Origin of the sequence: Streptomyces sp. NPDC048751 (genome assembly GCF_043198595.1) — a bacterium.
Classification (GTDB): domain Bacteria; phylum Actinomycetota; class Actinomycetes; order Streptomycetales; family Streptomycetaceae; genus Streptomyces.
The window spans coordinates 630,403-642,239 of sequence record NZ_JBICUX010000002.1 but is presented as its reverse complement, the minus strand read 5'-3'; the positions used below and the strand labels follow the sequence as shown (position 1 = coordinate 642,239).

The window sequence follows — 11,837 nt, the reverse complement described above, 5'->3', positions numbered from 1 at the left end:
CCGGACACCGTGAGGCGATACTGAACGCATCAGCGATGAAAGGTCAGCGCTCGTGAAACTCAGCCGCCCGGTCTCCTGGTTCCTGCTCGCCTTCGGAGTGTGGAGCTGGGTCATCTGGGTCACTTTCGTCAAGAACCTGATCAAGGACAGCAGCGGGCTCGCCTTCGACGACGGCCACCCCACGGCGTACTTCTGGGTCCACCTGCTGCTGGCCGTCGTCTCCTTCGTATTGGGGACGGTCGTCGGGGGCATCGGGTTGCGCGGAGTGCGCGCACTGCGCCGAACGTCATAACGGGGGAACCGACACCGTGGTCATCCTTTTCGCGCTGCTCGCGCTCGCCGTGCTGGTGACGGGCAACTGGTACCTGTGGCGCCGTCTGTTCCGCGACACCACCCGGGGGCCGGGCCGGGCGCGCCGCACCGGCGCCGCGGTGATCGCGGGTGGCTGGATCCTTGCCATCGGCGCGCTCGTCGGTGAACGCACGGGAGCCCCGTTCTGGCTCCAGCAGGTCATGGCCTGGCCGGGCTTCCTGTGGCTGGCGCTGTCGATATACCTGCTGCTCGCGGTGGTGATCGGCGAGGCCGTACGACCGCTGCTGCGGCGCTACCTGGAGAGACGGGCCCCGGCCGCCGTGACCGCCGTACCGCGACCGGAGCGGGTGCGCTCGGGCGCGGCCAACGAGACGGCCACCGAGCAGCCAGAAGCCACTGAGGCACCTGAAGAGGTACTGCTGGCGGCCCCCTCCCGCCGCCTCTTCGTCTCCCGCGTGGTCGGCGGCGCGGCCGCGGCGGCCGCTGTCGGCACGGTCGGCTACGGCACCTACGGCGTCCTGCGCGGCCCGAGGGTGAAGCGGGTCACCGTCCCGCTGGCCAAGCTGCCCCGCGCGGCGCACGGTTACCGCATCGCCGTCGTCAGCGACATCCACCTGGGCCCGGTCCTCGGACGCGGCTTCGCCCAGAAGGTCGTCGACACGATCAACGGGACCCAGCCCGACCTGATCGCGGTAGTCGGCGACCTGGTCGACGGCAGCGTCAAGGACCTCGGCCCGGCCGCCGCGCCCCTGAGGCAACTGCGGGCACGGCAAGGGGCGTTCTTCGTCACCGGCAACCACGAGTACTTCTCCGGCGCCGAGCAGTGGGTCGAGGAGGTACGCCGCCTGGGCCTGCACCCGCTGGAGAACGCCCGCACCGAGCTGCCGTGGTTCGACCTGGCGGGCGTCAACGACATCGCCGGTGAGAGCGACGGCCAGGGCCCCGACTTCGCCAAGGCCCTCGACGACCGTGACACCACGCGCGCGTGCGTCCTGCTCGCCCACCAGCCGGTGCAGATCCACGACGCCGTGAAGCACGGCGTCGACCTCCAGCTCTCCGGCCACACCCACGGCGGCCAGCTCTTCCCCGGAAACCTCATCGCCGCCGCCGCGAACCCGACCCTGGCCGGCCTGGACCGCTACGGCGACACCCAGCTCTACGTCTCCCGCGGCGCCGGCGCCTGGGGCCCGCCCACCCGCGTGGGTGCCCCCTCGGACATCACGGTGATCGAACTGGCGTCGAAGCAGGCGTGACCGTACACACGACCGTGCCTCTTCGGAGAAAGCTGAGAAACACCCCCGAAACACCCATGGGTAAGAGCTTTCTCATCTCACCCGAATCCTCTTCCCCCGGTTGAAACCCATGTGGTTAGGTGAGCCGCGCCACTTAGGGGAGTGGCATCTTGGAGGCACACCACCATGCGATCAGTTCGCATGCGCGTTCTCGCGGGACTGCTGGTGCTGGCGGCCGCGGGAGTCGGCGGCTGGCAGCTGTTGCCGTCGCAGGCGGACACGGGCAGGACCATCAGCGTCGGCACGACGGACACCGTCACCTCGCTCGACCCGGCCGGCGCCTACGACGCCGGCTCCTGGGCCCTGTTCAGCAACGTCTTCCAGACCCTGCTGACGTTCGAGCCGGGCGGCGCCGAGCCCGTGCCGGACGCGGCGAAGCACTGCGGCTTCCAGGGCCGCGGCCTGCGCACCTACCGCTGCGAACTGCGCGACGGGCTGAAGTTCCCCAGCGGCCGCGGGATGACCGCCGAGGACGTGAAGTACTCCTTCGACCGGGTCAAGAAGATCAACTCCGACGTCGGCCCGGCCTCCCTGCTCTCCACCCTCCAGTCCGTGGACGCCGACGGCATGACCGTCACCTTCCACCTGTCCTCCGCGGACGCCACCTTCCCGTTCAAGGTGGCCACCGGCGCCGGCTCGATCGTCGACCGCACCCGCTACCCGTCGGCCTCCCTGCGCACCGGCAGCTCCGTCGACGGCACCGGCCCGTACGAGCTGAGTTCGTACAAGAAGGGCCGCACGGCCGGGCTCGAGCCCTACGGCGCCTACAAGGGCGCGGTGAAGCCGGGGCCGCCGATCGACCTTCGCTACTACGCCGACGGCGAGGCCCTCGACAAGGCCTGGAACGCCAAGCAGGTGCAGGTCGCCAGTCGGCAGCTGCCGCCCAAGGTGCTCGCCGCCCTCAACCCCAGCGACCCAGCCAGCCGCGTCTCCGAGGCCGACAGCTCCGAGACCCGCAACCTCTACTTCAACACCCGCAAGGGCTCACCCCTGCACGACGTCCGCGTCCGCCAGGCCATGGCCTGGCTCATCGACCGCGAACAGCTCGCCGCGACCGTCTACGACGGAACCGTCGACCCCCTGTACTCCCTCGTCCCGACCGGCATCACCGGCCACACCACGTCCTACTTCGACGACTACCCCAAGCAGGACCCGGCCCAGGCCCGCAAACTCCTCACCGAGGCCGGAGTGAGCCTGCCCGTCCGCTTCACCTACGGCTACGGCCTGGGCAGCGGTTCCGCCGCCGACGAGGCCAAGGAGCTGAAGCGGCAACTGGAGGCGACCGGCCTGTTCAAGGTCACCGTCAAGGGCTACGAGTGGACCGACTTCCAGAAGCGCTGGGCCACCGGCAAGCTCGACGCGTACGCCGTCGGCTGGGTCGCCGACTACCCCGACGCGGACACCTTCGCCGCCCCGCTCGTCGGCACGGCCGGCACCATGAACACCGGCTACAGCAACAAGACCGTCGACCACCTCATCAAGGACAGCCGCCAGTACGCCGACCGCGGCGCGGTCGCCCAGGACTTCCGCGACCTCCAGACGACCGTCGCAGACGACGTCCCGGTGATCCCGCTGTGGCAGCGCAAGGAGTACGTCGTCACCAGCGAGGACGTGGGCGGCGGGCAGTACCTCGACGACGGCGACGGTGTCTTCCGCCTGTGGAAGCTGAACTGGATCTGACCCGGGTGCCGGGGGTGTGTCAGCCGCCGGCCTGCTTCTTGGCAGGATCCGGCAGCGCCTTCGTCATCCCCGGCAGGAAGTCCGTGAACAGCTCGTGCACCTCCCGCACCAGCGGCCGCAGCACCCGGAACCGGGCCAGTACGACACCCCGTGCGGTGAGGCGGGCCCCCCGCTCGGCCAGCCGGTAACTCCGCTCGCGCCCCTCGGTCCGGTCGAAGATCCAGTACAGGACGAGTCCCATCTGGGAGAGCCACATCAGCTCGGGGAGGATGTCGCGGAGTTCCTCCGGCACCTTGGTCTTCGCCCCCGCGAGCACCTCCCGGTGCACGCTGATCGCCTCCACGCGCGCGTGCTCCGACTCGGGCGAGAAGGGACTGAGCGGGCTGTCGGGGTCGGCGGCGTTCTTGAAGAACTGCACGGCGAACTCGTGGTACGGCGTGGCGACGTCCAGCCAGACCCTCAGCACCCCCGCGAGCCGCTCCCCGAGGTCGGTCTCCCGGTCCAGGACCTCACGGACCGCCGCCCGGTGTTCGGCGGCGAGACGGTCGTAGAAGCCCTGGATCAGGTGTTCCTTGCCCTCGAAGTAGTAGTACGCGTTGCCGACCGAGACCCCGGCCTCCTTGGCGATGGCCCGCATGGTCGTCTTGTCGTACCCCCGCTCCTGGAACAGCCGCATCGCGGTCTCGAGGATCAGCGCACGGGTCTGCTCGGACTTGGTCTGGGCGGGGCCCTGAGCGGGGCCGTCGTGGTTCTCAGGCACGTAAGGAGCCTAACGACTGACGCAGCCGCCGCTGTCACAGCCCGGCGGAGACCAGCTCCAGCCGGTGCTCGGGTGGTACGACCACCCGTCCGACCTGCGATACACCTGCCCGCCCCACTGCGCTCCGCCCTGCTGAGCCCCGCGCCACTTGGCGGCGGCCAGCACCGCGCCCCTGGCGAGCCGGGCCCCGGCCGGGGTGCTCAACCGGTGGGCGAGCGGCCGGTGTTCGCGCAGCGCCCACAGGGTGACGATCCAGGCGGCGGCGTCCCGGTAGACCTGCCCCGAGTCGCCGACGACGGTGACCTCGTCGAGGGTGGCCCGGTGGTCGAGCCCGGGGAAGCGCCGCCGGGCCTCCTCCGACCCCGCCGGCACCATCTCCAGCGGCACCAGCTGGGGCTGTCGTACGAGCCAGTCGCGCAGATGCGTGCACAGGCCGCACTCGGCGTCGTACAGCACGGTGAGCCGGCGGACCGGGGCGCGCTCGGCACCCCGGCCCTCGGTGGTGGTCACGGCGCTCACGCCCCCTGCGTCCCGACCCAGCCCTGCGGCGCCACGGGCGGCACCTGCTCCCGCTCCATCATTCCCCGCCGCCGGATCTTGTTGAGCACGTACACGTTGCCCAGGTGCATCACCCCGAGCACCAGCAGCACCACGCCCAGCTTGGTCGACAGGGCCTCGAAGATCCCGCGCGTGTCCGTGATGGTGTCGTCGCCACTCAGATACAGCGCCACGAAGCCGAGGTTGACGAGGTAGAAGCCGACGACCAGGAGGTGGTTGACGGCGTCGGCGAGCTTCTCGTTGCCGTGCAGGACGTCGGCCAGGAAGATCCGCCCGTTGCGGCTGAGCGTGCGGGCCACCCAGACGGTCAGCGCGATGCTGACGACCAGGTAGATGACGTAGGCGATGACGGTGCGGTCCATGCCCCACCCCTTCTTGAACGCGTTCAAAACGCTGACAAGGGGGACTGTAGACCTGTTTTTGAACATGTTCAACAAGGTTGTGGGGTGGGGCTTGCGTCAGGGCCGGCGCCCCAACTCGGGCCGCTTGGAGTAGTCCGTGAACCCGATGACGTTGCCCCAGGGATCGGCGACCTCGACGGTCCACCCGGTGGCGACTGAGAACGGCCCGTCGAACGGCGGAATCCCCGCATCGCCCAGCCTCCGCGCCGCCACCCGCGCGTCCGTCACCTCCAGCCACACTCGCGGAGCCGGCCACACGGGTGGCCTCTGCCCCAGCCCTTCCTCCTGCCGCAGCAGAATCCCGGCCGTCTCGCCTCCCACCTTCAGCAACGCGATCCCGGCCTCCTCGAGCCGGAACCCGAGCACGAACCCCGCCCGCTCGTAGAACCCCACGGCCTCATCGAGATCCCCGACCGGCAACAGCACGTTGTCGAAGCCGAGCAGCTCGTACGACTCTTCATCTGACATGCCATCAGATTAGGTGGGCGGGGGTGGGTGCCGGGGGAGACAGGCCGAGGGCCGCCGGACGGGGAGTCCGACGGCCCTCGGGTCAGCGTTCCGTGAGGGGTCAGCCGACGGCGATGCGCTTCGCCCAGTAGCCGGCCGGAGCGACGACCTCCGTACCTCCGCCCGGCAGAACGGTCTTCCCGCCGGCGTAGAACCGCACGGACCCGTCCGAGCGCACGGTCCACACGTCGGGGACGGAGTCGCCGTTGACGTCCGGCGTCCCCATGACGAACGGGATGCCGGCGCTCGACCAGCCGGAGGAGCCGTAGACGCCGTCCTCGCCGTCGGCGGAGTCGGCGGCGGCCGCGAGGGAGCTCAGGTCGGTTCCGCCACCGCTCGCGGCGATGCCCCTGCGGAGCAGGAGTCGTGCGGACGCGTCGCTCCGGTAGACGAGGTCGGCGACTCCGTCGCCGCTGACATCCCCGACGGTGACCAGGTCGCGGTCGGTCCAGGCGGATCCGGCGAGGCGGATCGCCTGGTCGACGGTCGCCCCGTGGTAGCCGGTGAGGGCCCACAACTCGTCGCCGACGGTGGCGAGGAAGTCGGTGCGGCCGTCGCCGGTGATGTCACCCGTGGCGATGATCTGGGTGAGTGCGGAAGGACTCGGTGCACCCGTCGGCAGCAGGATCTCCCGGCGCTTGTCGATGTCGACCGCGCCGTAGCCGTCGCCGGGGTACACCCAGAGCCTGCCCCCGACCCGGACGACGAGGTCCTGGAGCCCGTCGCCCCCGTAGATGAGGTGGTCACCCGCTACAACGGCGACGGCCTGCCGGAGTCGACATCGGGCCTGACCTGGTACACGGCCGACGCCACATACTCGCCGTACGGCGAGGTGCTCCGCACCGTCTCCGGCTCCCAGCCCCACCGCGTGTGGACGACGAACTTCGTCGACCCGCACACAGGTTCCCTGCAACGCACGGTGACAGACCGCGAGACCGCGGACCCGCACCGCATCACGGACAGCTACTACTCCTACGACGTCTCGGGCACGATCACGTCCAACGCCCGTAAGTTGTCCGAGGGGCCCTGGGACACCCAGTGCTTCACGTACGACGTCATGGGCGAGCTGGTGCACGCCTGGACGTCGAACATCACGCCGACGGGCAACGGCACGGGCTGCAAGGCGGCCAACGGCACGTCATGGGGCTACCGCACCGACTACGCGACGTCGTCGGGCCCGGTGGCGGACGCCCCGGACGAGGCGGACGACGCGACGACGCCCGACTCCGCCCTCACCGCGAGCCTCGCGGCCGCCGCCCCGGCCTCCACCGCCGTCTCCACCGGCGGCACCGCCTACCGCCAGTCCTTCACCTTCGACTGGATCGGCAACCGCGCGACGTGGACGGACCACGACACATCCGACCCGACGAAGAACGTCAAGTACACCTACGCCTACGGCGGCACAGCCCAACCCCACACGATGACCTCGGTCACCTCGTCCCCGACGGGCAAGGGCAGCACGTACAAGTACGACGCCACGGGCAACACGACGGACCGCAACCTGCCCGGCACCACCCAGGACCTGGCCTGGTCCTCCGAGAACAAGCTGGACTCGATCACCAACGCCGGCACGAAGACGACGTACGTCTACGACGCCGACGGCAACCGCATCCTGGAGAACTCGCCCTCCGGCTCGACGCTGTACCTGGGCGAGACGGAACTAACGACGAACGCCTCGGGCACGATCACCAAGGCGTCCCGCTCGTACGCCCAGGCCGGTGCCCCCACGGTCGTCCGCACGACGACCAACGGCTCGACGACCGGCCACAAGCTCAGCGTCCTGCTCGCCGACCATCTCGGCACGGCCAACACGTCGGTCGACGTGGCCTCCGGCCAGACGGTCACCCGCCGGGCGTTCAAGCCGTACGGCGAGGTACGGGGGGCGAAGCCGACGGCTTGGCCGAACAAGCGCAGCTACGTCGGCACGGGCATCGACGACGCGACTACAGGTCTGACCCACATCGGCGCCCGCGAGTACGACCAGGCCTCGGGCCGCTTTTTGTCAGCGGACCCGATCATCGATCTCACTGACCCGCTTCAGATCAACGGGTACAGCTACGCGAAGAACAGCCCGATCAGCAGCAGTGACCCGACCGGCCTTTGCCCGAAAGATATATGTGACGGCTATGGTCAAAACACGGATACGCCCTCGTACACATCCGGCAGCGGCAGCGGCAGCGCGCCAAGCAGTGCCAGCAAAGCGACGTCTGGGAATAATGGTCGAGACCCTGCTGAAATTCGAGAGGACACGATCCGCCACAATGCAGCTGTGAAGACCATAGCCACGTATCTCCGAGCCTTCTACTGGCAGAATCCCGCAGTACAAGTAAGTACCGGTGTGAAAATCCCCAACGGCGGTACCGGTAAGACCAAGGATGGATTTGCGGACATTGTCGTTTACTTCGACGACTACATTTTTATTTGGGAGGTGAAGTCGGCTAAGACTGCTGAAAAAGCTGCACCGGCTCAACTAAGGCGCTATGTCAACGCAATGGGGAAGGAGCAGCGTAAGTATGGAAAAACCGTCCAGCGGGGCTTTGAGCTCCCGCAAATGGCGACCATGGATCCGCTGAACCCGAAGCAGCAGCTGGTCATGCAGTCGACGAGAGCAAGGGTCGGTTCGCCGCACACGGACCGTCGTTACGAGGGGGTCGTCGGCTGGTGGACGCGCAAACAGTCCACCCGAACTCCCAAGGGCATGGAGCCCTCTACCGTCCCAGCTCCGCTTACCATCCAGGTGTGGCAGCCTACCCCCGCACAACAGAGGCAAATCGCGTGGTCTGCCATGGCGGCGGGCACCGTGTACGTGCTGGGGAAGATGGTGACCAGTCCCTTCGGCCTTGAGTAGGGTGAACAAGTGGATATCATCAGCTCTCTCAACGCCAACCTCTCTCATGCGTTGGTGATCGAACTGACTGTGTTCGACACTGACCAGGTCAGACTGTCCGAGTGTGCGGCCCAGTGGCTTACGGATGGGGTGCGGGAATTCGCGGGGAGGGACATCCTAAGGGAGGTCGGGCGATATCGGATCTCCAAGAAGGGGTCATTGAGCTACCCTGCTTTGAGCCGGCGCGGCGGGGCCAACCGATGGGGGTGTGTTGCTGTGGCACCGCAGGACACACTCGAGGTCCGTTACAACCCTTACACCCTGGACGTCCTGCCTTGGCTGAGGCAAGCCATAGTCGACCGAGCCGAATCGATCTCAGTGACGAGCGGTGTGTTCAGACAGGACGGGGAGATTGGCGAATCAGACCTCGACCTCGCCGCCAAATTCGACGACGACCTTCCGGAATACGTGAAGTTGATTGTGGAAATGGACGAACAAGATCTGCGCGCGCCGAAGGGTGCCTCGGCTGTGCAGGATAACCTCCTGCGGACCGTCCGGTGGGCCTGTGATCGATATAACGTGGTCTTCGGGCATGTTTCCTACAGGCATGCCTGTGAGGAGACCGAGTTGGAATACTTCCTGAGAGGTAGCGACGGCGACCCGACGGCTAACACACCTCATTGGAAATCGCATTTGCGTGGCTACTCGTGGCTTATGGTTGTCCCTGAGCAGGTCGCCCGTACGCTGGGCGGCGCCGACGCCTTGCGGGCTTCCGGCGCCTTCCACTCCGTTACAGCTCTGCCTAACCAGGCGCTGCTGCTTCAGGCCACCCCAACGTTCCGGGAGTACCGCGGAGCAGCTGTGGCGAAGGTCCATCGTGTGATGCGGGACGTGCTGATCAGTGGTGAGTTCCGCAAGCCGGCTCCTTTGCCGGGCTTGCCGCCGCCCGACATGATCGTGCTACCGGCTTAGAACCACTAACAAATGAGCGATGGGGAACGCTAGGCTCGTGGCATGAGTCAGAGCGGTTCGCAAGCGGCAGCATTCTTCCGAGATGCCCGTCAGAGTGAAGTGGTCTGGTTTGTTCGGGATGACGAGGGAAGCCCGGCTCCCCTCTCCGCGGACGGCACGCGAAGTCTTCCCTACTGGTCGACCTCAGCCCGGGCCCAGAGGGCGGCGAAGATCTGGGGGCATGGGCTACGTGTTGAATCCATGTCCCTGGATGCCTGGTGTGATCGCGATCTGCCTGAAGCCGCCCAAGAGGGATACATGATCGGCATCAACTGGAGCGGACCGCGCCTCGTCGGCTGGAGCTTCACCCCGATGGAAGTTCTCAACCGGCTGGCGGCGGCTGACTAGCTCACGGGATCGCTCGCCAGAGCGCGCGGTCGCCGCTGGCAGATGAGTCGCATCGTAGGTTGAGGAAGGTGGCACGTACTGGGCGGTGCCGACGCTCTGCGCCCCTCCGGCACCTTCCACTCCGTCGCCGCTCTGCCAACGAGGCGCTGCTCCTCCAAGCCACGCGGACGTCCGGGAGTACCGCGGAGTGGCGGTGGCGAACTACCTTGTGTGGTGTGGGATGTGAGTAGCAGTGAGCTCCGTAAAGCGTCCTCTCTGACCAGTGTTCTGCCGCCCGGCATGATCGTGCTACCGGATCAACCAATGCGGCGTCCGGATCGCAGGGTGGCTATCAGTGCTCCTATCTGACGGGGGCTGGTAGTGAGGATGGTTTCCGGATCGTCGCTTTCTCGTAGGAGGGTCGTCCCCTCGGGGGCGGTAGCGATGTAGATGCAGGCGGACGCCTCCTGGCTGAAGGTGGACTTTTGCCAGTGCAGTTCGGGCATGGTGGGCTCCTTCACAGGGCTTGGGCGAGTTGGTGGATGAAGTCGCGGGACTTGGCTGGAGGTAGGGCCGCTTGGGTCGTGCGGTCCAGAATCAGGCGGTAGCGCTCCAACTGGGCCGGTGAGTCGATGAGTTCTGCGCCATGGTCGGTGTCGAGTTGGACGGTGTCCAGTTGCTGTACCGGGCCGTGGAAGTAGTCGATGCCCTGGCCCGAGGTATGGAAGGGGCCACTGTCGAAGGGGATCACGGTGATCGTGACGTGCTCCAGGTCGCTCATCTCGTTGAGGTGGTGGAGTTGGGCCCGGACCGTCGCGCGGTCCCCGACACGCATGCGGAGTGCGGCTTCGTGGATGATCGCCCTGTAGGGCGGGGGCTGTTCGCGGTGCAGGATCTCCTGGCGCTTGATGCGGTGTGAGACGCGGTGCTCGATCTCGTGCGGCTTCAGGGGTGGCACGGTGTGGCTGAACAGCGCGCGGGCGTGTTCTGCGGTTTGGAGCAGGCCGGGGATGTTGATGACGTGGGCCACCCGCAGGGCCGTGGCGTGGTGTTCGACCTCCGTCAGGTCCAGGACGCGGGGAGACAGGATGTCCCGGTACTCCTCCCACCAGCCGCGCCGGCGCTCGCCGGTCAGTGTGGTGAGCGCGTCGATCAGGGGCTCGTCGGTGCAGTCGTAGTGCCGGGCGATGGCGCGGACGCGGTCGGCGCTCACTCCGTAGCGTCCCGCCTCGATGTTGCTCACGCGGGACTGCGTCGCTCCGACGAGCGCGGCGGCCTGAGTGGCGGACAGATCAGCCCGCTCGCGCAGCCTGCGCAGTTCGGCCCCGAGGCGGCGACGCCGGGCGGTGGGGAGGGGGCTCGGTTGCGGCATCGGCTGCGACTTCCCGTTCGTACGTGCGTCGTGTGGGTCACCCAGGCGAGGGTAATAAGGACTATTTTCCCTGTACATCGCGGAATGTAGTCCATGAAGTGACCTACGGTGATGGTCAAGCCGCTCAACTGGCCCACCGATAACCCGGAAGCGCACCGCGCTGCTCCTCACGTGCGCGGCACTGCCACCGGTCGACGGGGCCTCGAGCGAACCAAGTCCCCCCACCGCAGGAGGCGTTCATGGTCACCGTATCCCCGTCGGAGTGCGAAGAGGTTCCAACATGGGCATACGCGCTGCAACTGCCCCACGACCCACGGGCCGCGCGCATCGCCAGGGTCACCCTCCGAGCTGTCGTCGCCGGGCACGGCATGACCCAAGTGCAGGACACGGCTGAACTGTTGGCCTCCGAGCTGGTCACCAACGCCTACCGGTACTCCACCGGTCCCGCGACTCTCTGTCTCAAAGGCCTGGGTCGGAGCCGACTACGGGTGAGCGTCTGGGACGCCAACCCGCACATCCCGCCGCCCTTCGACAAGCGGTCCGGTCCCCTCCGCCCCGTCCCGGCGGATGCAGACGGTGGGCGTGGGCTGTTCCTCGTCTGCCATTACGCGCAAGCCTGGGGTGGCTACCCGCTCGGTAACGACCTCTTCGGGCGGGGCGGCAAACTGCTGTGGTGCGAGGTCGGGTACCCGGCCGACAGCAGTGCGGTCGCGCCGGTTCCGAGAGCCGGGCGGGCAGAGGAGCCCGGCGCTATCGTGGGAACGCGACACGCTCTGTAATCAGTGGAGGA

At 67.6% G+C, this 11,837-nt stretch carries 12 protein-coding genes and 2 pseudogenes; 7 read left to right on the top strand and 7 right to left on the bottom strand.

What is annotated here, in order from left to right; genetic code table 11:
- Positions 1 to 52 precede the first annotated feature (52 nt).
- From ACGFNV_RS09895 to ACGFNV_RS09885, 3 genes are all read left to right on the top strand, one after another.
- Entirely contained in the window at positions 53 to 292 is a 240-nt protein-coding gene (locus tag ACGFNV_RS09895) for an SCO4848 family membrane protein (protein ID WP_030043237.1), read from the top strand.
- Between the two features lie 16 nt (positions 293 to 308).
- Positions 309 to 1,565, top strand: a complete 1,257-nt coding sequence (locus ACGFNV_RS09890) for a metallophosphoesterase (protein WP_393620941.1) — start codon at positions 309 to 311, stop codon at positions 1,563 to 1,565.
- Between the two features lie 165 nt (positions 1,566 to 1,730).
- Positions 1,731 to 3,284: an ABC transporter substrate-binding protein gene (locus ACGFNV_RS09885; protein WP_393620939.1), complete on the top strand. Its 1,554-nt coding sequence runs from the start codon at positions 1,731 to 1,733 to the stop codon at positions 3,282 to 3,284.
- Positions 3,285 to 3,303: 19 nt separating this feature from the next.
- On the opposite strand, the gene ACGFNV_RS09880 is transcribed toward ACGFNV_RS09885, so the two are convergent.
- The 5 genes and pseudogenes from ACGFNV_RS09880 to ACGFNV_RS09860 form a co-directional block, all read right to left on the bottom strand.
- Positions 3,304 to 4,044: a TetR/AcrR family transcriptional regulator gene (locus ACGFNV_RS09880; protein WP_393620937.1), complete on the bottom strand. Its 741-nt coding sequence runs from the start codon at positions 4,042 to 4,044 to the stop codon at positions 3,304 to 3,306.
- 9 nt (positions 4,045 to 4,053) lie between these two features.
- Positions 4,054 to 4,563, bottom strand: a complete 510-nt coding sequence (locus tag ACGFNV_RS09875; protein ID WP_393620935.1) for a thiol-disulfide oxidoreductase DCC family protein — start codon at positions 4,561 to 4,563, stop codon at positions 4,054 to 4,056.
- The gene (locus ACGFNV_RS09870; protein WP_393620933.1) at positions 4,560 to 4,964 is read right to left on the bottom strand and encodes a hypothetical protein; all 405 of its coding nucleotides are present in this window, start codon (positions 4,962 to 4,964) and stop codon (positions 4,560 to 4,562) included. The genes ACGFNV_RS09875 and ACGFNV_RS09870 overlap by 4 nt, the downstream gene beginning before the upstream one ends.
- A 96-nt stretch (positions 4,965 to 5,060) precedes the next feature.
- Entirely contained in the window at positions 5,061 to 5,471 is a 411-nt protein-coding gene (locus ACGFNV_RS09865; protein ID WP_393620931.1) for a VOC family protein, read from the bottom strand.
- 100 nt (positions 5,472 to 5,571) lie between these two features.
- A pseudogene (locus ACGFNV_RS09860) lies at positions 5,572 to 6,249 on the bottom strand (hypothetical protein); the annotation flags it as partial.
- Between ACGFNV_RS09860 and ACGFNV_RS09855 the strand changes: the two are divergent.
- The 3 genes and pseudogenes from ACGFNV_RS09855 to ACGFNV_RS09845 form a co-directional block, all read left to right on the top strand.
- Positions 6,244 to 7,618, top strand: a pseudogene (locus ACGFNV_RS09855) (RHS repeat-associated core domain-containing protein); the annotation flags it as partial. The pseudogenes ACGFNV_RS09860 and ACGFNV_RS09855 overlap by 6 nt on opposite strands.
- Positions 7,619 to 8,367: 749 nt before the next feature.
- Positions 8,368 to 9,309, top strand: coding sequence for a hypothetical protein (locus tag ACGFNV_RS09850; RefSeq protein ID WP_393620929.1), 942 nt, complete (start codon positions 8,368 to 8,370; stop codon positions 9,307 to 9,309).
- A 42-nt stretch (positions 9,310 to 9,351) separates the two neighbouring features.
- Positions 9,352 to 9,696: a DUF2750 domain-containing protein gene (locus ACGFNV_RS09845; RefSeq protein WP_393620927.1), complete on the top strand. Its 345-nt coding sequence runs from the start codon at positions 9,352 to 9,354 to the stop codon at positions 9,694 to 9,696.
- Between the two features lie 296 nt (positions 9,697 to 9,992).
- Here ACGFNV_RS09845 and ACGFNV_RS09840 read toward each other — a convergent pair whose 3' ends face one another.
- Together ACGFNV_RS09840 and ACGFNV_RS09835 are read right to left on the bottom strand one after the other, a co-directional pair.
- Complete coding sequence (locus ACGFNV_RS09840) at positions 9,993 to 10,181, bottom strand: DUF397 domain-containing protein (RefSeq protein ID WP_393620925.1); 189 nt, start codon at positions 10,179 to 10,181, stop codon at positions 9,993 to 9,995.
- Positions 10,182 to 10,192: 11 nt separating this feature from the next.
- Positions 10,193 to 11,047, bottom strand: a complete 855-nt coding sequence (locus tag ACGFNV_RS09835; RefSeq protein ID WP_393620923.1) for a helix-turn-helix domain-containing protein — start codon at positions 11,045 to 11,047, stop codon at positions 10,193 to 10,195.
- Between the two features lie 239 nt (positions 11,048 to 11,286).
- Between ACGFNV_RS09835 and ACGFNV_RS09830 the strand changes: the two genes are divergently transcribed.
- Positions 11,287 to 11,826, top strand: a complete 540-nt coding sequence (locus ACGFNV_RS09830) for an ATP-binding protein (protein WP_393620921.1) — start codon at positions 11,287 to 11,289, stop codon at positions 11,824 to 11,826.
- Positions 11,827 to 11,837 lie beyond the last annotated feature (11 nt).